At 62.4% G+C, this 412-nt stretch carries 1 protein-coding gene; it reads right to left on the bottom strand.

Annotated features, from left to right (window positions below):
- Positions 1-412 (bottom strand): PfkB family carbohydrate kinase (locus tag VM94_RS27355; protein WP_235432956.1); only part of this gene is annotated, 412 nt, incomplete at both ends.

Raw genomic sequence — 412 nt, 5'->3', positions numbered from 1 at the left:
CACCTTGTTGGCGCGGGCCAGCTTGAGCGCCTGCGTGCTGACGGCGTGCATGGCGCTGGTAGAGAAATGCGTGCCGGTGATCAACAACGCCTTGCTCGACGCGATGAAGGCCGCATTCACCGACGCGGCGTCGATGGCCATGTCGGCGCAATTTTCACGGTAGAAAATCAGCGGGAAGGTGTTCTTGTCCTTGATGCCCAGCATCACCAACGCCGTGAGACGGTCGCGGTCGACGTCCACGTGGCTGACGTCGCAACCCTCCTTGGCCAAAGTGTCGGTGAGGAAACGGCCCATGTGGTCGTCGCCCACTTTCGACAGCATGGCGGACTTCAAGCCCAACCGGGCCGTGCCGAAGGCGATGTTCGCCGACGAGCCGCCCAGGTATTTGGCGAAACTGGTGGCGTCTTCCAGG

The sequence above is a fragment of the Janthinobacterium sp. KBS0711 genome, assembly GCF_000988085.1.
Classification (GTDB): Bacteria; Pseudomonadota; Gammaproteobacteria; order Burkholderiales; family Burkholderiaceae_D; genus Janthinobacterium; species Janthinobacterium lividum_E.
Note: the sequence above shows the minus strand (reverse complement) of the source record. Positions and strands in the feature narration are given on the sequence as shown.